Here is a 1,483-nt window from a genome sequence, read left to right on the forward strand (position 1 = left end):
ACCGCCCCCGGCGCGCGTTCAGCCATGGCTGCATCCGCGTCGAGCACCCGCTGGAGCTGGCCCGCCTGCTCCTCGACGATCCGCAACGGTGGGACGCCGCCGCCATCGGCGAAACCATCGCCACCGGCGTCACGCTCAGCGTCGACCTGCCCGAGCCGGTCCCGGTCATCGTGCACTACTGGACGGTCAACATCGCCGGTGACGGCACCCTCGCGTTCAAGCCCGACATCTACGGGCGCGACCGCGCAGTCCTGGCCGCCCTCGAACGCCCCGCCACGGCGCCCGAGTCTGCCCTGCTCCGCCCGTGACGGGCGGCGCGGGACGCCGCCCGCGCGATTAACACCCCCGGCGTTGTATGCTAGTTTTCCGCTTTCGCCCGGCGGGTGCGCAAGCCCGTAGCAACCCAACCCTGTTCGGAGAACACGCATGTCCCTGGATGCCTCAGCCGTGGCGCATATCGCGCATCTGGCGCGCCTGGGTATCGACGAGAGCGCCGTGCCCGACTACGCGCGCAACCTCAGCGAGATCATCGACTTCGTCGAGCAGCTCTCCGGCGTGGACACCGGGGATGTCGAGCCGCTCGCCCACCCGCTGGAGATGAACCAGCGGCTGCGCCCGGACGAAGTCAGCGAGACCGACCAGCGCGAGCGCTTCCAGGCCATCGCCCCCGCCACCGAGGCGGGCCTGTACCTGGTGCCCCGCGTCATCGAGTGAGCCTCGCAACCACAGGGTCCGAACCGTCATGCACGAATACAGCATTACCGAGCTCGCCGCCGCTCTCGAGCGCGGCGACTTCACCAGCCGCGAGCTCACGGGGCACTACCTGGAGCGCATCCGCCGCCACGACGGCACGCTGAACAGCTTCATCAGCGTCACCGAGGAGGCCGCGCTGGCCCGGGCGGAGGCCGCGGACGCACGCCGCGCCCGCGGCGAGGCCGGGCCGCTGACCGGCGTGCCCATCGCGCACAAGGACATCTTCTGCACCGACGGTGTGCGCACGAGCTGCGGCAGCCGGATGCTCGATAACTTCATCGCGCCCTACGACGCCCACGTGGTCGAGCGCCTCAACGAGGCCGGCGCGGTGATGCTCGGCAAGACCAACATGGACGAGTTCGCCATGGGCTCGTCCAACGAAACCAGCTTCTACGGCCCTGTGAGCAACCCCTGGGACACCGCCGCGGTGCCCGGCGGCTCGTCCGGCGGCTCCGCCGCCGCGGTGGCCGCACGGCTGACCCCGGCGGCCACCGGCACGGACACCGGCGGCTCCATCCGCCAGCCGGCGTCCATGTGCGGCATCAGCGGGCTCAAGCCCACCTACGGCCGGGTCTCTCGCTACGGCATGGTCGCCTTCGCCTCCAGCCTCGACCAGGGCGGCCCCATGGCCCGCTCCGCCGAGGACCTGGCCGTGCTGCTCGGCGCCATGGCCGGCTTCGATCACCGCGACTCCACCAGCGTGCAGCGCGAGGTCCCCGACTACCGCGCC

Annotated in this window: 2 protein-coding genes and 1 pseudogene; all 3 read left to right on the top strand. The window is 71.4% G+C overall.

What is annotated here, in order from left to right; genetic code table 11:
* A pseudogene (locus G7A99_RS14000) lies at nucleotides 1-308 on the top strand (murein L,D-transpeptidase); the annotation flags it as partial.
* 118 nt (nucleotides 309-426) lie between these two features.
* Nucleotides 427-714 carry an Asp-tRNA(Asn)/Glu-tRNA(Gln) amidotransferase subunit GatC gene (gene gatC, locus G7A99_RS14005; protein ID WP_163141162.1) on the top strand — a complete coding sequence of 96 codons (288 nt, stop codon included), beginning with the start codon at nucleotides 427-429 and terminating at the stop codon, nucleotides 712-714.
* A 28-nt stretch (nucleotides 715-742) separates the two neighbouring features.
* A partial coding sequence (locus G7A99_RS14010; protein WP_163141165.1) for an amidase occupies nucleotides 743-1,483 on the top strand: 741 nt, incomplete at its 3' end.

Source organism: Arhodomonas sp. KWT (assembly GCF_010993615.1).

What these genes read in the sequence shown, in the direction of transcription:
- gatC (WP_163141162.1), top strand. Translation starts at nt 427, where the DNA reads ATGTCCCTGGATGCCTCAGCCGTGGCGCATATCGCGCATCTGGCGCGC.